The sequence below is a fragment of the Amorphoplanes digitatis genome, assembly GCF_014205335.1.
Lineage (GTDB): Bacteria > Actinomycetota > Actinomycetes > Mycobacteriales > Micromonosporaceae > Actinoplanes > Actinoplanes digitatus.
This window is the reverse complement of record NZ_JACHNH010000001.1, coordinates 4,879,168-4,896,657: the sequence shown is the minus strand read 5'-3', so window position 1 is coordinate 4,896,657 and position 17,490 is coordinate 4,879,168. Positions and strand designations below refer to the sequence as shown.

General features: G+C 74.4%; 16 protein-coding genes. 5 read left to right on the top strand and 11 right to left on the bottom strand.

Going from position 1 to position 17,490, the window contains the following annotated elements:
* Positions 1-20 precede the first annotated feature (20 nt).
* Both BJ971_RS21430 and BJ971_RS21425 read right to left on the bottom strand, forming a co-directional pair.
* Positions 21-1,043, bottom strand: a complete 1,023-nt coding sequence (locus BJ971_RS21430) for a 5'-3' exonuclease (protein WP_184995020.1) — start codon at positions 1,041-1,043, stop codon at positions 21-23.
* 9 nt (positions 1,044-1,052) lie between these two features.
* Positions 1,053-2,438, bottom strand: a complete 1,386-nt coding sequence (locus BJ971_RS21425; RefSeq protein WP_184995019.1) for a transaminase — start codon at positions 2,436-2,438, stop codon at positions 1,053-1,055.
* Positions 2,439-2,603: 165 nt separating this feature from the next.
* Here BJ971_RS21425 and BJ971_RS21420 point away from each other — a divergent pair, with 165 nt between their 5' ends.
* Positions 2,604-2,885 (top strand): hypothetical protein, encoded by a 282-nt coding sequence (locus tag BJ971_RS21420; RefSeq protein WP_184995018.1) that lies wholly within the window; start codon positions 2,604-2,606, stop codon positions 2,883-2,885.
* 70 nt (positions 2,886-2,955) lie between these two features.
* Here the strand turns inward: BJ971_RS21420 and BJ971_RS42210 are convergent, their stop codons facing one another.
* From BJ971_RS42210 to BJ971_RS21405, 3 genes are read right to left on the bottom strand one after another with little or no spacing between them, the layout of a single operon-like run.
* Positions 2,956-4,395, bottom strand: coding sequence for an urease accessory protein UreH domain-containing protein (locus tag BJ971_RS42210; RefSeq protein WP_184995017.1), 1,440 nt, complete (start codon positions 4,393-4,395; stop codon positions 2,956-2,958).
* A complete protein-coding gene (locus BJ971_RS21410; RefSeq protein WP_184995016.1) occupies positions 4,392-5,699 on the bottom strand; it encodes a tetratricopeptide repeat protein in 1,308 nt (435 codons plus the stop codon). The genes BJ971_RS42210 and BJ971_RS21410 overlap by 4 nt, the downstream gene beginning before the upstream one ends.
* Positions 5,700-5,758: 59 nt before the next feature.
* The gene (locus BJ971_RS21405) at positions 5,759-7,429 is read right to left on the bottom strand and encodes a DUF4331 domain-containing protein (RefSeq protein WP_184995015.1); all 1,671 of its coding nucleotides are present in this window, start codon (positions 7,427-7,429) and stop codon (positions 5,759-5,761) included.
* 128 nt (positions 7,430-7,557) lie between these two features.
* Between BJ971_RS21405 and BJ971_RS21400 the strand changes: the two genes are divergently transcribed.
* Together BJ971_RS21400 and BJ971_RS21395 are read left to right on the top strand one after the other, a co-directional pair.
* Positions 7,558-8,412, top strand: a complete 855-nt coding sequence (locus BJ971_RS21400; protein ID WP_184995014.1) for a P1 family peptidase — start codon at positions 7,558-7,560, stop codon at positions 8,410-8,412.
* Positions 8,413-8,627: 215 nt separating this feature from the next.
* Positions 8,628-9,641, top strand: a complete 1,014-nt coding sequence (locus BJ971_RS21395; RefSeq protein ID WP_184995013.1) for a polysaccharide deacetylase family protein — start codon at positions 8,628-8,630, stop codon at positions 9,639-9,641.
* A 66-nt stretch (positions 9,642-9,707) separates the two neighbouring features.
* On the opposite strand, the gene BJ971_RS21390 is transcribed toward BJ971_RS21395, so the two are convergent.
* Together BJ971_RS21390 and BJ971_RS21385 are read right to left on the bottom strand one after the other, a co-directional pair.
* Positions 9,708-11,351: an amidohydrolase gene (locus BJ971_RS21390; RefSeq protein ID WP_184995012.1), complete on the bottom strand. Its 1,644-nt coding sequence runs from the start codon at positions 11,349-11,351 to the stop codon at positions 9,708-9,710.
* A gap of 38 nt (positions 11,352-11,389) precedes the next feature.
* The gene (locus BJ971_RS21385) at positions 11,390-12,463 is read right to left on the bottom strand and encodes a hypothetical protein (protein WP_184995011.1); all 1,074 of its coding nucleotides are present in this window, start codon (positions 12,461-12,463) and stop codon (positions 11,390-11,392) included.
* Between the two features lie 42 nt (positions 12,464-12,505).
* Between BJ971_RS21385 and BJ971_RS21380 the strand changes: the two genes are divergently transcribed.
* Positions 12,506-12,790 carry a hypothetical protein gene (locus BJ971_RS21380; protein WP_184995010.1) on the top strand — a complete coding sequence of 95 codons (285 nt, stop codon included), beginning with the start codon at positions 12,506-12,508 and terminating at the stop codon, positions 12,788-12,790.
* 13 nt (positions 12,791-12,803) lie between these two features.
* On the opposite strand, the gene BJ971_RS21375 is transcribed toward BJ971_RS21380, so the two are convergent.
* A complete protein-coding gene (locus BJ971_RS21375; RefSeq protein WP_184995009.1) occupies positions 12,804-13,460 on the bottom strand; it encodes a TetR/AcrR family transcriptional regulator in 657 nt (218 codons plus the stop codon).
* Between the two features lie 120 nt (positions 13,461-13,580).
* On the opposite strand from BJ971_RS21375, the gene BJ971_RS21370 reads away from it, so the two are divergent.
* On the top strand, positions 13,581-14,471 hold the full coding sequence (locus BJ971_RS21370; protein WP_184995008.1) for a shikimate dehydrogenase: 891 nt from the start codon (positions 13,581-13,583) through the stop codon (positions 14,469-14,471).
* Positions 14,472-14,484: 13 nt separating this feature from the next.
* Here BJ971_RS21370 and BJ971_RS21365 read toward each other — a convergent pair whose 3' ends face one another.
* Genes BJ971_RS21365 through BJ971_RS42205 form a run of 3 tightly spaced genes read right to left on the bottom strand, consistent with a single transcriptional unit; the run spans position 14,485 to position 17,285 of the window.
* Positions 14,485-15,270: a citryl-CoA lyase gene (locus BJ971_RS21365; protein ID WP_184995007.1), complete on the bottom strand. Its 786-nt coding sequence runs from the start codon at positions 15,268-15,270 to the stop codon at positions 14,485-14,487.
* On the bottom strand, positions 15,267-16,463 hold the full coding sequence (locus tag BJ971_RS21360) for a CaiB/BaiF CoA transferase family protein (protein ID WP_184995006.1): 1,197 nt from the start codon (positions 16,461-16,463) through the stop codon (positions 15,267-15,269). Before BJ971_RS21360 ends, BJ971_RS21365 begins: the two co-directional genes overlap by 4 nt.
* A 30-nt stretch (positions 16,464-16,493) precedes the next feature.
* Positions 16,494-17,285 (bottom strand): IclR family transcriptional regulator, encoded by a 792-nt coding sequence (locus tag BJ971_RS42205; RefSeq protein ID WP_203709213.1) that lies wholly within the window; start codon positions 17,283-17,285, stop codon positions 16,494-16,496.
* Positions 17,286-17,490: the final 205 nt, after the last annotated feature.

Below are 17,490 nucleotides of genomic sequence, written 5' to 3'. Positions count from 1 at the left end.
CCATAACAATGGAGCCGGCCTCAGAACAGCGAGAGCTGACCCGGCGTGGGCTCGCGCGGGCCGCTCAGCCCGCGCCGGAAGACCCACGGCCGCAGCTCGGGGGTCAGGTCCTCGGCGCCGGCCGGCACCGGCTCGCCGGTCAGTGCCCACAGCGACGGGCCGAGGTGTATGCCCCGGCCGCGGAGCGCCCACCGGATCACCGAGCGGCGCAGCGGCAGCCGGGCCGCGCTCAGGTCGGGCATCGGCAGGTCGGCCCGCATCCGCATGAGCCGCCGGTTGCGCTCGACGATCTCCCGGGTCGCCGGCGCGGCGAGCTGCTCGGCGGCCTGTGCGCCGACCGCCTCGCGCACCGACGACGCGTCGCCGTTGTCGATCGCCGCCCACGCCGCCTCCACCGTGCCGAAGGCCGCCAGCAGCCGGGCCGCCCGGGCGGAGCCGAACCGCCGGACGCCGGGCAGGTTGTCCGACGGGTCGCCGCGCAGGGCCGCGTAGTCCCGGTACTGCCAGGACTGGATCCCGTAGAGCGCCACCAGGCCCGCCTGGTCGACAAGGACCGCCTCGTCGAAGCCGCCGTTGCGCACCCGCAGCACCGACGTGGTGTCGTCGATCAGGGCGAACGCGTCGCGGTCGCTGGTCATCAGGACCGAGCGCCACCCCTGGCCGCGGGCCAGCTCGGCCGAGCTGGCGAGCACGTCGTCCGCCTCGTACGACGGCGGCACGACCGTGCAGATGCCGGCGGCGCTCAGCAGCTCCGGCGCGCCGGCGATCTGCTCGGCGAGGTCCGCCGACTTGACCGGCCGCTGCGCCTTGTACGCCGGGAAGTCGGTGCGCCGCGCGGAGTCCTCGGGGCAGTCGAAGCCGACCACGACGGCGGCCGGCCGCAGGTGCGCGGCGGCCCGGGCGATGTAGCCGATCAGGCCCCGCAGCGCCCACACCGGCCGGCCGGCGCGATCGAGCAGCCCGTCCATGGCCGCGGCGTGGTAGGCGCGGTGGACCAGGCTGTTGCCGTCCAGGACGAGAAGCAGGGGTGCGGGGGGTGGCACCGGCACAGCTTAAGCCGCCACCCGCAGCTCGCCGAGCGCCGCCGCGAACACCTCGTGGTGGCGGGCGACGTCGTCGAGGGTGGTGTCCGGGCACATCAGCGCCATGTTGTGGAACGGGGTCAGCAGCACGCCCCGGTTGAGCAGGTAGGCGTGCAGGAAGTCCTCGAGCGCCGCGTCAGCGCGGGCGGCGGACTCGGTGCCGGTCCGCGGCGCGGGTGAGGCGAAGCGGTACTCGACCCGGGCGCCGAGCCGGCTGACCGACCAGGGCAGCCCGTGCGCGTCGATGATCTTCCGGACGCCGTCGGCGAACGCGGTGGCCACCTCGATCATCGTGGCGAACGCGGCGTCGGTGAGCACCTCCTCCAGGGTGGCCCGGGCGGCCGCCATCGACACCGGGTTGCCGGCGAGGGTGCCGCCGACCCCGCCCATGTCGATCAGGTCGAGGTCGGCCCGGCCGAGCAGCGCCGCGGCCAGGTCGTCCGACAGCCCGTACGCGCCGATGGGTATGCCGCCGCCGATGGCCTTGCCGATCGTGACGACGTCCGGCGCCAGGTCCCAGGCGGCGGTCGCGCCGCCGGGCCCGGCCGAGAACGTGTGCGTCTCGTCGTTGATCAGGTACGTGCCGTGCGCGAGGGTCAGCGCCCGCACCCCGGCGAGGTAACCGGGCTCGGGCAGCACGATGCCGATGTTTGTCAGCGCGGGCTCCATCAGCACGGCCGCGACGTCGCCGTGCGCCAGCTCGCGGGCCAGCCCCTCGAGGTCGTTGAACTCGGCGACCCTGCTGGTCAGGGTCACGTCGCAGGGCGCGCCGACGTTGCCCTCGCGGCTGCGCGGGTGCCCGTCGGCGCCGGCCACGATCAGCGACTCGTCGACGGAGCCGTGGTAGCAGTAGCTGTTGACCAGGATGCGGGGCCGGCCGGTGACGGCGCGCAGCAGCCGGATCGCCCAGCGGTTGGCGTCGGTCGCGGTGAGCGCGAAGCTCCACTGCGGCACGCCGAACCGCCGGCTCAGCTCTGCGCCGACCGCGGCCGCGTCCGCGGTCGGCAGCATGGTGCTGGCCCCGCCCAGCTCGCCGAGGCGCCGGGTGACCGCCGCGACTACGGGCGCGGGGGAGTGCCCGGCCATCGCCGCGGTGTCGCCGAGGCAGAAGTCGATGTACTCGTGCCCGTCGACGTCGGTCAGCCGGGCGCCGCGCGCGGTGTCGAGGTAGACCGGGTAGCCGGCGGCGTTCTTGTTCATCCAGGTCATCGGCGTGCGGCCGAAGAGGTTTCCGGCCCGCGCGTACTCGGCGGCCGACCGGGGATTGCGCTCGGCGAAGGTGGCCCGCTCGCGGTCCGTCAGGGCGCGGAGGCGGTCGCGGTCGATGACGTCGTCGGCTCCGGAATCCGTCGGCATGGCGCGACGCTACCAACGAACCGGCGGTTCGGCGCCCGTCCGGACGACCGATTCCGCCGGCCCGGCCGAAAATCCTCAGGTTCGGGCGGCGCCAGCCGATCGACAGGGGCGCTGATCACTTCAGTGCCCACGACGCAATTCGGACCTCCGGAAGGGAGCCGCGGTATGGACTTCGCCCTCGACGCGGCTTATGCCGTGGTCTCCGAGTTGTTCGGCCCCGGCGCCACCGTGCCGTGGTGGGCCTGGGCGGTGACGCTGCTGATGATATTCGGCAAGCTGCTCGCGCCGGTCTTCCAGGGCGACCCCGCGCCGAGCCACGCCGCCGTCCCGGCCGCCGCCCCGGCCAGCCTTCCGGCGATCAGCCCACCGCCGGCCCGGCCCCCGGTCATGGAGTTCCGGGCCGGCTACTTCCCGGCCAGCCACTTCCAGTCCGACCAGGGCAGGTAACCCCGGCACGACCTCCCCGCGCGGCGGGCTCCGCCGCACACGGGGGCGGCGGAGCCCTGCCGGACCGGCCTCAGGCAACAGTGGCCAGGGCGCGTCCGGCCAGGCCGAGCCCGACCAGGAGGATCAGGGCCGCGGTCGCCGAGGGCGCCACGGAGCGCCACCGGTCGAAGAGCCGCAGGCGGCCCTCGAGGCGGTCGCGCAGCCGGATCAGGAGCAGGCCCGCCGCGGTCAGGGTCGCGGCCATCCCCAGGCCGTAGGCGATGACCAGCAGGACGCCGAACACGGTACGCCCGAGCGCCGCCGCGCCGAGCAGCACGATCAGCGCGGACGGGCTCGGCACCAGCCCGCCGGCGATGCCCAGCCCGGCGATGCCCCACTTACCCGGCCCGTGATCATGCGAGTGCGAGTGTCCGTGCCCATGCGAATGACCGTGCCCATGTCCGTGTGAGTGGCCGTGCTCGTGGCCGTGGCTGTGGTCGTGGCCGTGCGCGTGGTCGCCGTGCGGTGCCGGCTTGCGGAACCGGCGGCGGACCGCCGAGGCCAGGGCGCCCGCGCCGATCGCGGTGACCAGCGCGCCGCTGGCGAAGCCGAGCCAGCCCAGCACCGCCTCACCGGCTATGCCCGCGACCGTGGTGAGCAGCAGCCCGAGCAGCAGCACCCCGCCCGTGTGCGTCAGCGTCACGGTCGCGCCGACCGCCACCGCGTCGCGCGTGCGGCCCCGGCTGCCCGCCAGGTAGGCGGCCATCACCGTCTTGCCGTGCCCGGGCAGCGCCGCGTGGCCGGCGCCCAGCACGAGCGCCAGCAGCACCGCCAGCAGGCCGACCAGCGGGGTGAGCTCTCGGCCGCCGACCGCGTCCTCCAGCCACTGCTCGGCACCGGCGAGCGGCCCGGTCAGCCCGGCCGGGCGGACGCCGGACGCCGACCGCGCCGCTGCGGGCGCCGGCGCCGAGCCCGCGCCGGGTGCGGCCGTGAACGTGGCCGAGCGCACGTCCGACGGCGACGCGAGCAGGTCCTTCGGGTACGCCCGCAGCTCGTCGCTCACGCTCGCCGTCGGCAGCGACGAGCCGGTGAGCGTGATGCCGGACCCGGCGGCGGCGAGCTCGCGCCAGCCGATCCGGTCGTCGCGGAAGGAGTTGACCACCGTCACCTCGGTGGAGCGCCCGAGCGCGGCCGGCGCGGAGAGCCGGCACTCCAGCCGGCTGGTCCGCAGCCCGCCCGCGCCGTCGGCGTACACCAGCGAGGAGTCCGCGACGGTCCACCGCAGGCCGGTGCCGCCGGCCGTCACGGCCAGCGCGGCCGCGGCCTCGTCGCAGGAGGCCGGCGCGTCCTGAAGGGTCGGCAGCTCCGCGAGGTCGGCGACGACCACGGCGTCGACCCGGTCGGGGTACAGGGTCAGCCCCGCGTAGCGGTTGACCGAGAAGTTGCCCAGCGGGTGTGCGCTCGCCGCGGCGGCCGGCCACGCGACGAACCCGAGAATCGCGAGCACGAGGATCACCAGCGGACGTCTCACGGCCGAGCCTCCAATGCGGACAGCGCCCGGGCGGCCGTCGGGCCGTCGGCGGGGGAGAAGTAGGGGTTGAGGTCGCGGACCCGCACCAGCTCCGCGCGGGCCTTCGCGCGGTCGCCGGCGCTCAGCGACACGATCGCGAGGTGGTAGGCGTACGAGGCGTTGCGGGGGCCGAGCTCGGCGGCGCGGCGGGCGTACGGCAGGGCCTCGGCGTCGCGGCCGGCGGCGTGCAGTGCCCGGCCCAGCACGTCGGCGACCTCGGCGAACGGGCGGCGCTTCCACTCGGCCCGGGCGGCCGTCACCGCGGCGTCCGCGTCGCCGGCGGCGAGCGCGAGCAGCGCCGCGGTCAGGTCGTCGCGGCCGCCGTTGGCCACGAAGATCCGGTGCGCGGCGCCGGCGAGGGTCAGCTGCCGGCCGGCCTCGGCGGTACGCCCGGCGAGGCGCAGCAGCTCGGCGTACTCCATCAGGGTGTCCGGTGTCGGCGTGCGGGCCGCGACGGCCGCGGCGTCGGCGAGGGCCGCGGCCGGGTCGCCCGCGGCGGCGGCGACGCGGGCCCGGCCGCGCAGCAGCGGCTGGTACCCGGGGTCCGCGGCGAGGCCGGCGGTGTACTCGGCAGTGGCGCCCGGCAGGTCGCCGGAGAAGAGGGCCAGGTCGCCGAGCTGGGCGCGGCAGAACGCGATGTCGGCGGGGTCGACGGCGGCGTACAGGGCCCGCCGCATCAGGTCGCGCGCCTCGGTGAGCCGGCCGCGCTGCTCCAGGTCGTACGAGGCGCGGGCGTATGCGGCCAGGCCGGGCCGCAGGTCGAGCATGCGCTGGACGGCGGCGGTCGCGGCGGCCGCGTCGCCGAGCTGGGTGTGCGCGTCGGCCAGCACGCCGTACGCGGAGGCGTCGTAGGGGTTGTCGCGCAGCGCGTCAGTGGCGAACGTGCGCGCGGCGGCGAAGTCGTGGCGGGCGTTGGCGAGGGCGCCGAGGCCGGCCAGCGCCGCCGGGTTGTCCTTGCCGCGCACCGCGAGCGAGCGGCGCAGCGCGCCCTCGGCCTTCGGGTACAGGCCGGGGTCCGCGGTGATCCGGGCCTGCTCGACGTAGGCGAGCCCGAGCGCGGCCCACGTCTCGTGGTCGCGGGGCAGCGTGCGGAGCCGGTCCTGTGCGCGGGCGATGCTGTCGGCGAGACGGTCGGTGTGCACCCGGGCGGGCGCGGCGGCCGGTGCCGGGGCGGGCTGCTCCCGCAGGCCGAAGACGGCGCCGGTGGCGAGCAGGGCGAGCGCGGAGACGGACACCACCAGGACCGTCCGAACTGGATGACGCATGGGAGCTTCCCTTCCGTGCGGGGCGCGCCCGGGTGGGCGCGCCCCGCAGTCGGTGTCGGTCAGAGGACGAGGGTGTCGTCGCCGTGTGACGGGACGACCCGCCGGCGGCGCCACATCCACGACGCGGTGAGCAGCGCCAGCACGGCGCCTCCGCCGATCACGGACGCCAGGACCAGCGCGGAGATCCCGCGGTCGTCCGAGGCCTGCGCCGAGGCGGGGCTCAGCGCCGGCGCCGGCTTCTCGATCGCCGGGCCGCTGCCGGACAGCGCCGCGGGTGCGGCGGCGGTGTTGCCGGCGCGGGCGTTGACGGCGCCCTGGTTCGGCAGCGCGACGTACGGGAAGACGCCGCCGAAGGCGTTGTCGTTGCTGTCGACCTTGTCGCCCGCGGCGAGCGCGTCGACCAGCTTGCCGGTCTGCGCGGCACCCTCGACGGCCTGCAAGGCGATGTCGAGCGCGTCGTCGCCCAGTCGCCGCCCGTTCGGGAAGCCCTGCAGGTCACCGGCGAGCACGCCGAGCCGCTTCGGCTGGGCCGTGACCGGGACGCCCAGGTTGAGCCGCAGCATCTCCGAGGGGCGGAACCGCTTCGGGTCGACGTCCTTGTTGTTGAGCTGCGAGTTCAGGTCGGCCTTGATGGGGCCGCCGGCCTTGGTGGTGATACCGGTCAGGAAGATCTCGACCAGGTCGTTGCGCGGGGTGGCCGGCGCGGGTACGCCGTAGATGCCCTCGATCAGCTTCGGCAGCTCGGGGTCGGTGACCCGCTTGACGACGGCCGGGATGCCGGCGTCCTTGTCGGGCGAGATCGAATTGAAGGCGTCCTTCAGGTTCGCCGGCACGACCACCTCGTTGACCAGCGGGTTGCCCAGGCGCGACACCTGCACGCGGTCGTCGGTGAGCTTCGGGTTGCTCTGACCCGTCACCTGTACCCGGTTGCGGTCGGTGGTGGTCCAGACGCCGATCACCGGGTTGCGCTTGGCGTCGCCGCCCAGCGCCACGTCCTTGAACGGCACCTGCAGCGCCAGGGTGTTGACGTTGTAGCCGGCGAGCGTGTCGTTGCCGGTCTCGCTCAGGTCACCGCCGTACAGCAGGTCGAAGACCTCCAGGTCGAGGAAGAACGGGTCGTCGGCCTGGCCGGCGAAGAGCTTCCAGCCGCCCTGCAGCTGGACGGTGGCCTCGTCGCGCAGCTTCTGGTAGTCCGGCATCGACGCGGCGCCGATCCGCGACGGCGCGACGGGCGCGTCCTTGATCCGGGTCTTGAACGGCGCGCCGCCGAACGACGACTCCAGCGTGTAGGTCTGCTTGAACAGCAGGTTCTTGTCGTTGAACGAGGTGACCGGGCCGTTGTTGTACAGGAAGGTGTTGCCGCCGCGCTTGTCGACGTTCTTGAACGTCCAGCGGAACACCGCGTCGGCCTTGGCGTCGCCGTCGCTGTCCACGTTGATGTTGTAGGCGGCGTCGGTGGCGAACGGGTAGAAGTTCGGGCCCCCGTCCGGTTCCTCGAACGGGATCCAGTTGGCGATGAGGTTGACGTAGCCGGGGCGTTCGGGGCTGACGAAGGCGTACAGGTCGGTGTTGTCGGCGGCCGGGTCGCTGGCGATCAGCGGGGCCTCGCGGTGGCTGGAGGCCACCGACGCCGAGGGGCCCAGGCCGGCTAGGGAGCCGACGAGGACGGTGCCGGCCGCGGCGATTGCCGCCGCGACTCTGCGCCTCTTGTGCAGCGGTTGCGTGGTCATCTCTGTCCTCCCGATGGGGTGCTTGCGGAAGGGCTTCGGACCACCGGGGGCGGCGGCTGGGTGTCGGTCGGGTTCCCGTCACCGACCCATCCGCGGCGCCGGCGGCTCCGAACGCGGAGAATGGGCCGATGAGCCCCGCGCAGCTGTTTCCGGTCCCTGCCGGGCACTGGACCGGCGACGGCACCGGGGTGACGGTGATCCTGCCGCCGGCCGGCACCGTCGGCTCCGGTGAGGTGCGCGGCGGCGCGCCGGCGACCCGTGAGTTCGCCCTGCTCGACCCGGTCCGGCTGGTCGACCGCGTCGACGCCGTCGTCCTGTCGGGCGGCTCGGCGTTCGGGCTCAGCGCGGCCGACGGCGTGATGGCCCTGCTGCGCGAGCGCGGTGCGGGCTTCCCGACCCCGGCCGGTCCCGTGCCGATCGTGGTCGGCATGTCCATCTTCGACCGTTCGGTGCGTACCGGCCCGCCGGGCGCGCAGGCCGGCCGGGCGGCGGCGCTCGCGGCCCTGGCCGGCGGGGACCTGGCCGTCGGCCGGGTGGGCGCGGGTGCCGGCGCGTCGACGGGCAAGTGGCGTGGCCGCTCGGACCCGGGTGGCGTGGGCCGGGCGCAGCGCGACGCGGGCGGCGTGCGGGTCGCGGCGGTCGTCGTGGTCAACGCCTGGGGCGACGTGCTCGGCCGCGACGGGGAGCCACTCTTCGGTGGCGGTGCCGGTTCCGCGCGCCCGGTGGCCGCGTCCGGCATGGAGAACACCACCGTCGCCGTGGTGCTGACCGACGCGCGGCTGTCCAAGTCCGACTGCTTCCTGCTCGCGCAGAGCGGGCACACCGGCTTCGCGCGGAGCCTGCACCCGGCCCACTCGCGTTACGACGGTGACGCGGTGGTCGCGCTCGCCACCGGCGAGGCCGGCGCGGAGGCGGACCTCGACTTGCTGCGGGCGGTCACCGCCGAGGTGGTCGCGGACGCCATCCGCGCGGCAGTCGCCTGAACCGGGCTCCGGAAGTTTCGGTAATTCTGCCTGCCGCTGCCGGGATAGCGATCATTCGACTCGGAACTGCGCTGGTCGTAGCGGTCCTGAGTGGGCTCGATACGTACCGGAAAACTTCCGGAAATTCACTGTTGACTGTGGCGTCATCACTTCTCAACAATGAGGGGAGTGACGGACGTCTATCGCTCCCACCTATCTCCCGAGAAGGTGACCACATGATCGGAAAACCTGCCGGACGGCGGCGGAACAGACTGCTCAGCGCGGGACTGGCCGGCGCGGTCGGTGTCCTGACCGCGGCCGGCGTGCTGGCCGTGACCTCCTCGGCCGACGCGGCGGCCGACTGCGCCAACGGCTACGTCGGGCTGACCTACGACGACGGTCCCAACCCGTCGAACACCACGAACCTGCTCAACGCGCTGCGCTCGGCGGGCGTGCGGGCCACGATGTTCAACGTGGGCCAGAACGCCGCCGCCAACCCCGGCCTGGTCTCCGCCCAGGCGAGCGCCGGCATGTGGATCGGCAACCACAGCTACACCCACCCGCACATGCTCACCCTGAGCCAGGCGCAGATGTCCTCCGAGCTGTCCCGGACACAGACCGCCATCCAGAACGGCGGCGGCGGCACCCCGAAGCTGTTCCGCCCGCCGTACGGTGAGACGAACGCGACGCTCCAGTCGGCGGCCTCCGCCCTCGGCCTGCGGACGCTGACCTGGGACGTCGACTCGCAGGACTGGAACGGCGCGAGCACCGCGCAGATCGTGCAGGCCGCGTCCACCCTCTCCAACGGACAGACCATCCTCATGCACGATCAGTACGCGACCACCGTCGCCGCGATCCCGCAGATCGCCGCCGGCCTGCGCAACCGCGGCCTCTGCGCCGGCATGATCTCGCCGTCGACCGGCCGGGCCGTCGCGCCCGACGGCACCCCGCCGACGACGGGCCCGACCACCCCGCCGCCCGGCGGCACCTGCACGACGACCTACGCCGAGGGCCAGAAGTGGAGCGACCGCTTCAACGGCCAGGTGACGGTCTCCGGCACCAACAACTGGGTCGTGACGGTCACGCTCCAGTCACCCCAGAAGATCATCGCAACCTGGAACGCGTCGGTCAGCTGGAGCAGCGCCACCGTGATGACCGCGCGACCCAACGGCAACGGCAACACGTTCGGCTTCACCGTCCAGCACGGCGGCAACTGGGCCTGGCCCTCCCTGTCCTGCCGCGTCGGGTAGCCCAGCCCGGCGGGTCACCGGTCGCGGGGCGCGGCGGACACCGCGCCCCGCGACGCCGTGCGGATCTCAGGCGGCGGTCGCCGCGTACACCCGGACGCCGTCGATGTAGGTGAGGTCGACCGTTGACTCGCCGATCTCCTCGGGCGGCGCGCCGAACGGGTCGCGGTCGAGCACCACGAGGTCGGCGCGGTAGCCGGGCCGCAGGTGCCCGGTGTCGTCGAGATGGTTCACGTGTGCCGAGCCCGCGGTGTACGCGGCCAGCGCCGCGCCAAGGGTGAGCCGCTGATGGGGCAGGAACGGGGGCAGGTCGCCGCCGACGTGCGCCCGGTTGACCGCGACGTGGATGCCGCGCATCGGGTCGGGGCTGCTGACCGGCCAGTCGCTGCCGGCCGCCAGGCTCGCGCCGGCCCGCTCGAGGTCGCCGAACGGGTACTGCCACCCGGCCGGGCCCGGCTCGAGGAACGGCAGGGTCAGCTCGTCCATCTGCGGCTCGTGCGCGGCCCAGAGCGGCTGGATGTTCGCGGTCGCGCCGAGGGCGCGGAAGCGCGGCACGTCGTCGGGGTGCACGACCTGGAGGTGTGCCAGGTGCGGCCGGGTGTCGCGGAATCCGTTGGCGGCGCGGGCGGCGGCGACGGCGTCGAGCGCGTCGCGCACGGCGCGGTCGCCGAGCGCGTGGAAGTGCGCCTGGAAGCCCAGCGCGTCCAGCGCGGCGACGTATTCGGGCAGCGCCGCCGGGTCGATGAAGGAGAGCCCGTGGTTGGTCGTCGGGTGGCCGTGCGCGTCCCGGTAGGGCACGGTCATCGCGGCGGTGAAGTTCTCCGCGACGCCGTCGAGCATGAACTTCACCGTCCCGCTGCGCAGCCGGCCGACGGTGAACCGCTCCCGCTTCTCCTCCAGCTCCGGTATCTGGTCGGCGCCGCGGTCCCGGTCCCACCACAGCGCCCCGGCGACCGCGGAGATCAGCGACCCGTCGTGCGCCGCGGCGAAGTAGGCGTCGGAGATGTCGGGGTAGCCGTTGGAGGCGCACAGCATCGCGTCCTGCCAGGCGGTGATGCCCAGCGAGTGCATCAGGCGCTGGGCGCGCAGCAGCCCGGCGAGCCGGTCCGCCCGGGTCACCTCCGGGATCAGGCCGGCGACCAGTGACATCGCGCCCTCCTGGAGCCCGCCGCTCGGCGCGCCGCCGGGCTCGCGGTCGATCCGCCCGTCCGCCGGGTCCGGGGTGTCCGCGTCGATGCCGGCCAGCTTCAGCGCGCGGCTGTTGACCCAGGCGCCGTGGTGGTCGCGGTTGGTCAGGAACACCGGCCGGTCCGCGACGATCCGGTCGAGCAGGGCCCGCGACGGCGTGCCGCCGGGGAAGCTCTCCATCGACCAGCCGCTGCCGGAGATCCAGGGCGCGTCGGGGTTCGCCGTCGCGTACGCGGCGATCCGGTCGAGGTACTCCTGCACGCCGGTGGTGCCGGTGAGATCGCACTGGCCCAGCTCGATGCCGCCGGCCACCGCGTGGCAGTGCGCGTCCTGGAAGCCGGGCAGCAGCAGCCGCCCGCGCAGGTCGACGACCTCGGTACCGGGCCCGGCGAGCTCGGACAGCTCGTCGCCGCCGACGGCCAGGATCCGGCCCTCGCGCACGGCGAGCGCGGTGGCGCGCCCGGTGGTCTCGCCGGTCAGCACGGGGCCGCCGGTGAACAGCAGGTCAGCGATGGCGTTCGGCATGGCCGTCAGCGTAGCCCCGGCACGCCGGATACGGAGTCCTAAATGGACCGCAGGTCGAGCGAGTGCCAGACGACGCCGTCGAGGTTCCCGGTCGTCCACCAGAGCACGCCGTAGCGGTACGACACCGAGCCGGCGTCCGGGCTGATCTCGACGGTCTGCCGGGTGGCCAGCTCGTAGGCGACGAGCTGGTTGTTGCCGGTGAGCTCCGAGTTCGGCCCGAGCTGGGCGAGGACCTCGAAGCGGTCGAGCGGCGCCACGTCGGTGATGACGGTGGACGCCGAGTCACCCGCGATGCGCGCGTGGCCGCTGCCGTCGGGGTGCATCAGCTCGATCCGGTTGGTGCCGTCCTCGGCGAGGGCCGCCACCCGGCACCACACCGGGCCGCAGGCCGTCGTCGCGCGCTCGCCGGCCCGCGCCACCGCGACCTCGCGCCCGGTGGTCAGGTCGCGCAGCCGGGTCGCGCCGGCCGCCTGGTTGACGCCGTCGACAAGCCACGGGAACGCCGACAGCTTCCACGTGCCCGCCTGCGGCCGGCTCTGCACCGGCCCGCCGGTCAGGGCGACCGAGCGGACCTCGGTGGTGTCCGCGGCGCCGGCGGCGGCCCAGTAGACCCGGCCGCCGTCGACGACCAGGTCGTACTGCGACTGGTAGAACGTGGCGCGGCCGACGTCGCCGCAGAGCAGCCGGGCGGGGCCGCCGCGCAGGCCGGCCGCCCACAGCGCCGGAGGGCCGCCGGCCCTGCCCTCGACCCAGACGAGGTCGTCGCCGGCGACGGCGAAGGTCTGGAACGACGGGTGCCCCTGCCGGGGCAGGCGCCGCAGCTCGCGTACGGAATCGTCGGCGCCGAGCAGGACCAGGCGCAGGAACCGGCCGTCCGGGGTCTCGGCGGTGCCGACCGAGGTGCGGGCGTCGAGGAAGATCCCCGGCCGGTACTCGGTGCCGTCGGCCAGCTTCGGCTGCACGGTGCCGCGCTGCGCCTGCGGCCAGGCGGCGGCCGCGGACACCAGGGCCGTCGGCGGCGTGCCCGATCCCGCCGCCGGCACGGCCAGCAGGAGGCCGCCCGCGGCCAGCGCCGCGAGCAGCCCCGGCGAGGGCCGGCGCGAGGTGCTCATCGCGCGATGATAGCCATGGCCGCCCGGCGGTACGATGTGCCGATGACCACCCCGGAGCGCCGTTCGACGTTCATGCAGCGACTGAGCCGCCGGTTCGGCTTCCTCGGCGGGGTGGCCGGCGCGGTCTCGCACGCCGAGATGGGCCCCTACCGCGGCGCGCCGCGCGACCCCGAGCTGCGGGTCGGCGACGAGAAGTCCTACTCGACGCTGCTGCCCACCTCGCGCCAGGAGATCGTCGTCGCCGCCGTCGACGACGAGCAGTGGCTGCGCTCGCCGATGCCGGCGATCGCCAAGGCCCGGGAGCGGGCCCGCCGGTCCGTGGTCTGAGGCCGCGCCGCGCTCAGCCGACGGCGGTGAGGTGGGCGACGACCATGTCGCCGAGCATCGTGCGGTAGTGCTCGCGCCGGCCCGGGTCGAGCAGGTCGCGACCGAAGATCGTGCCGAACGTGTACTGGTTGGCGACCCGGAAGAAGCAGAACGCGCTGATCGTCATGTGCACGTCGACGGCGTCCACGTCGGTGCGGAAGACGCCCTGCTCCTGGCCGCGCCGCAGCAGGTCGGTCAGTAGCCGTACGGCCGGGGTGTTGAGGTCGATCAGGTCCGGCAGCCGCGCGATGTGCTCGCCGCGGTGGATGTTCTCGATGCTGACCAGGCGGATGAAGTCCGGGTTGGCCTCGTGGTGGTCGAAGGTCACCTCGGCCAGCCGCCGGATCGCCGCGGCCGGCTCCAGGTGGTCGACGTTGACCTGCTGCTCCGCGGCGCGGATCCGGGCGTACGCCTGCTCGAGGGCCTCGACGTACAACTGCCGCTTGCCGCCGAAGTAGTAGTAGATCATCCGCTTGGTGGTGCGGGTGCGGTCCGCGATCTCGTCCACCCGGGCGCCGTCGTAGCCGCGATCGGCGAACTCCGCGGTGGCCACGGCCAGGATCTCCGCGCGGGTGCGTTCCGCGTCGCGGCGGCGTTCCGGGTTGTCGGACGGTGCGCGTGTCGCTTCCATCTGGCTCCTTCGCGGTGCGTTTCGAGCGCTCGGCAAGGTTCGCACACGGCCCTTGACATCGATCGGTCGAGGGCCGATAACTAACGTACCGGTTCGTACATTAGTGGTGGAGGTCACGCGGTGGACGGTGCGGACGGCCACTTCATCGTCGGGCTGATCGGCGCCGGCATCGGCACCTCGCTGAGCCCGTCGCTGCACGAGCGGGAGGCCGACGACCAGGGGCTGCGCTACATCTACCAGCTGATCGACATCGCCGCGCTCGGCCTGGCGGCCGCCGACGTCGGCGACCTCGTCCGCACCGCTCGGCAGCTCGGCTTCCGCGGCCTGAACGTCACCCACCCGTGCAAGCAGGAGGTCCTCGAGCACCTCGACGAGCTCTCGCCCGAGGCGGCGGAGCTCGGCGCGGTCAACACCGTCGTCTTCGCCGGGGGCCGTTCGATCGGGCACAACACCGACCGGCACGGATTCGCCGAGAGCTTCCGGCGCGGGCTGCCCGGCGCGGCGATCGGCCGGGTGGCCCTGATCGGCGCGGGTGGCGCGGGCGCGGCGGTGGCGCACGCGATGGCCGGGCTCGGCGCCGGCCACCTCACCGTCATCGACGCCGACCCGGACCGCGCGCGCCGGCTGGCCGGGTCGCTGCGCGCGGCCGGCACCCCCGCCGACGGCGCCGGCGTCGAGCGGGTCGCCGAGCTGCTGGCCGGCGCCGACGGCCTGATCAACGCGACCCCGGTCGGCATGGAGGACCACCTCGGCCTGCCCGTGCCGGCCGAGCTGCTCCGGCCGCGGTGCTGGGTCGCCGACGTCATCTACCGGCCGCTGGAGACCGGCCTGCTGCGCGCGGCGCGGGCGGCCGGCTGCCGCACGCTCGACGGCGGCGGCATGGTCGTCCATCAGGCCGCCGAGGCGTTCCGGCTGTTCACCGGCCGCCCGCCGGAGGTCGGCCGGATGCTGCGGCACTTCGCGGACCTGACCGCGCCCCCGGCGCTGACCGACGGGGGCGCCCGTGCCTAGCCCCCGGCGCCGTTCAGCCCGCGCCCGGCCCGAGGTGTGCGGGCAGGATCGACGGCGGGATGGGTCCCTTGATCCGGCGGCCCTGCTGGGTCTCCTCCCACGCGTGTGCCAGGATGCCGACGCTGCGGCTGAGCACGAACAGGCCGCGGGCCAGCGGCGCCGCGAAGCCGAGCTCGGCGTAGATGACCGCGGTGGCGCCGTCGATGTTCATCGGCACGTGCCGGCCGGCCCGGGCGTTGAGCAGCTCCTCGATCGCGCGGGCGGCGGCGAGGTGCCGGCCGGCGACGACGCCGTCGCGTACCGCGTCGTCCACGAGCGCCAGCAGCGGCGCCCGGCGCGGGTCGACCGGGTGGAAGCGGTGCCCGAAGCCGGGCAGGTAGGGCGAGCGGGCCCGCCACCGGGCGACCGTCGCGGCGGCGTCGCCGGTGTCGCAGATCTCGTCGAGCAGCGCGACGCACTGCTCGCCGGCGCCGCCGTGCACGTCGCCCAGCACGTTGACCCCGGTGGCGACGGCGTTGTTCAGCCCGACCCCGCAGGTGGCCGCCATCCGGGCGATCGCGATCGAGGGCGCCTGCGGTCCATGGTCCACCCCGGCGACCAGGGCGGCCTCCAGCAGGGCGGACTCGCGGGGCGCCGGGAGGTCGCCGCGCAGCATCAGCCAGATCATGTCGGTCAGCCCGGTCGTGCCGATGAGGTCCTGCACCGGGTGGCCGCGCAGCTCGATGACGCCGGGCTCGATGCGGCTGACCGCCGTCGCCCACCAGCCGGCGACCTCGTCGCGGGTGCGGTCGGCGGTCATCGCGGCGCTCCGGCCGCCGCGCGCCACCGGGTCAGCAGGCCGGGCAGGTCGGCGTTGTGCTCGCCCAGCGTTGGCGGCGGCGCGGGCGGGCCGAACTGTTCCCCGTCGAACTGCACGCCGTTGCCGGTCACCCGCAGGGCGCCGGGGGCGGCCGCGCCCTCGGGGAACGGCAGCTCGCTGATGAACCCGCGGCCCGCCGCCTGCGCGGACTCGATCGCCTGCGGCACGGTGAGTATGCGGGCGGCGGGCACGCCCGCTGCGGCGAGGATCCGTTCCCAGTCGGACGCGGGGCGCGCCGCCAGCGCGTCGTTGATCTCGCGGTTCAGCGCGTCGCGATGCTCCTTGCGCGACTCGCGGTCGGCGAACCGCGGATCGGCGCACAGCCCGGGGCGCCCGATCAGGGCGCACAGCGTCTCGAACTGCTCCTGGCGGTTCGCGGCGATGTTGAGCGGACCGTCGGCGGCGTCGAAGGTCCCCGACGGCGCGGCGGTGGCGTTTTGATCGCCCGTCGGCTCCGGCGCGATGCCGCTCACCAGGTAGTTGGAGACCGCCCAGCCCATCGCGGAGACGGAGGCCTCCAGCATGGACACGTCGAGGAAGCGGCCCTGCCCGTCGCGCCCGCGCCCGGCGAGCGCGGCGCAGATGGCCAGCGCCGCGGTCAGGCCGCCGACGGTGTCGCAGATCGGGAAGCCGACGCGCAGCGGTGCCGACTCGGGCGTACCGGTGATGCTCATCATCCCGGACAGCCCCTGGATGATCTGGTCGTAGGCGGGCGCCTGGCTCATCGGGCCCCGCTGGCCGAAGCCGGTGATCGCGCAGTAGATCAGCCCCGGGTTCAGCTCCCGCAGCCGCTCGGGGTCGTAGCCGAGCCGGGCGAGCACACCCGCGCGGAAGTTCTCCAGCAGCACGTCGGCGCCGCGGACCAGCTCGGCGAAGGCCTCCCGGCCCGCGTCGTCCTTGAGGTCCAGCTCGATCGACTTCTTCCCGGCGTTCTGCGCGAGGAAGGAGGCGCCGAGCCCGGCGGCGTTCAGCGCCGGGTCCGGGCCGAGGCGCCGGGCCAGGTCGCCCTGACCGGGCAGCTCCACCTTGACCACCTCCGCGCCGAGCAGCATCAGGTGATAGCTGCAGTACGGCCCGGCGAGCACGTTGGTCAGGTCGAGCACCCGGACACCGGACAGTGGTCGCTCGTGCATGCGCATGGTTCCTTCCGCGAGGTGCGGCGATCAGAACGACGAGCCGAGCGGGTGGTCGAAGCCGCGCTCGGCCATCCGCTGGGCCACCTCCTTCAGGTCGCGCGCGAAGGTGTCGATCCGTTCGTCGGTGAAGCGCAGGGTCGGCCCGCTCAGGCTCAGCGCCGCCACCGCCGTGCCGGAGCGGCCGAGGATCGGCACCGCGACCGCGGTCAGGCCCTCCTCGCGCTCGCCGTGGCTGACCGCGTGACCGCGCAGGGCGGCCTCGTCGATCCACTCCCGCAGGCGGCGGACGTGGCCCTCGCCGTACGGGGAGGAGCGCGCGACCCGGGCGAGCAGGCCCGGGCTCGCGTTGCGCAGCAGCACCTTGGCGGACGCGCCGGCCCAGAGCGGCAGCTCGTCGCCGATGTGCACGACGTGCCGCAGCGGCTGCGGGCTCTCCTGCTGCGCGATGCAGACCCGGACGATGTCGCGCGCGACGTAGACGTTTACCGTCTCCCGGTCGCGGGCGGCGAGGTCGCGCATCATCCGCTTGGTCTCGGGCGGCAGCTCCCAGCTGCTGCGCGCGAGGTGCGCCCAGCGCCAGAGCCCGGGCCCGGCCATGTAGCCGGTGCTCGTCGCCCAGAGCAGGCCGATCTGCTCCAGGGTCTGGATAAGACGGATCACTGTCGTCTTGGCGAGTCCGGTGGCCGCCACGGCGTCCCGGATGGTGATCAGCGGCCGTTCCTCGGTGAGCAGCGACAGGATGTCCAGCGCGCGCTGCACGCTGCGCACGCCCTGTGTCTCCGGCCCCGTCTCGGCCGGCCGGGTCTCGGTGGGCTGCACGGTTCCTCACTTCCTGGCGCCCGACGCGGCGCCGACACGATTCACGGGCAGCCCGATTCTGCCGCCCGGCTACCCCGTTCATCGGGCGGTAACTTTTCCGACCCGCCCTATTGCCAGGAAGCAGCGGTCGCCCGTACGTTACACCTAGTCCGCACAGTGGTCCAATAGACCGCCTGATGGTCCATCCAAAAGATCGGCCCGAGGA

Coding starts and splice junctions, on each gene's coding strand:
- BJ971_RS21425 (WP_184995019.1), bottom strand. CDS start 2,438: ATGCCGACGGATTCCGGAGCCGACGACGTCATCGACCGCGACCGCCTC.
- BJ971_RS21420 (WP_184995018.1), top strand. CDS start 2,604: ATGGACTTCGCCCTCGACGCGGCTTATGCCGTGGTCTCCGAGTTGTTC.
- BJ971_RS21410 (WP_184995016.1), bottom strand. CDS start 5,699: ATGCGTCATCCAGTTCGGACGGTCCTGGTGGTGTCCGTCTCCGCGCTC.
- BJ971_RS21405 (WP_184995015.1), bottom strand. CDS start 7,429: ATGACCACGCAACCGCTGCACAAGAGGCGCAGAGTCGCGGCGGCAATC.
- BJ971_RS21400 (WP_184995014.1), top strand. CDS start 7,558: ATGAGCCCCGCGCAGCTGTTTCCGGTCCCTGCCGGGCACTGGACCGGC.
- BJ971_RS21395 (WP_184995013.1), top strand. CDS start 8,628: ATGATCGGAAAACCTGCCGGACGGCGGCGGAACAGACTGCTCAGCGCG.
- BJ971_RS21390 (WP_184995012.1), bottom strand. CDS start 11,351: ATGCCGAACGCCATCGCTGACCTGCTGTTCACCGGCGGCCCCGTGCTG.
- BJ971_RS21385 (WP_184995011.1), bottom strand. CDS start 12,463: ATGAGCACCTCGCGCCGGCCCTCGCCGGGGCTGCTCGCGGCGCTGGCC.
- BJ971_RS21380 (WP_184995010.1), top strand. CDS start 12,506: ATGACCACCCCGGAGCGCCGTTCGACGTTCATGCAGCGACTGAGCCGC.
- BJ971_RS21375 (WP_184995009.1), bottom strand. CDS start 13,460: ATGGAAGCGACACGCGCACCGTCCGACAACCCGGAACGCCGCCGCGAC.
- BJ971_RS21365 (WP_184995007.1), bottom strand. CDS start 15,270: ATGACCGCCGACCGCACCCGCGACGAGGTCGCCGGCTGGTGGGCGACG.
- BJ971_RS21360 (WP_184995006.1), bottom strand. CDS start 16,463: ATGCACGAGCGACCACTGTCCGGTGTCCGGGTGCTCGACCTGACCAAC.